Genomic DNA, 255 nt, shown 5'->3' with positions numbered 1-255 from the left:
CGAGCCGCGTGCCCAGCGACAGAAGCGCCACACGCGCCCCCTCCGGACGCCGGACCACCCGGCCCCGCCCGATCGGCAGGGGCTCGCCCCGCTCCGGAAGGTCGATCCCCACGCCCTCGCCCCGCGGATAGCGCAGCGCGATCGGCCCCGCATCGTGCGCGTGGGCGGTCGCCACCATGTGCACCAGCTCCGCCTCGTCGGCCGCCGCCATCACCGTCATGTTCGGCAGGCAGCACAGATACGCCAGGTCGAACG

1 pseudogene is annotated in these 255 nt (G+C 74.9%); it reads right to left on the bottom strand.

The features are described 5' to 3' along the window. Window positions 1-255, bottom strand: a pseudogene (locus ACLBXP_RS26150) (1-deoxy-D-xylulose-5-phosphate synthase); the annotation flags it as partial.

The sequence above is a fragment of the Methylobacterium sp. A54F genome (genome assembly GCF_053346035.1).
The sequence above is the reverse complement of the archived record's forward strand: the minus strand, read 5'-3'. Positions and strand labels throughout refer to the sequence as shown.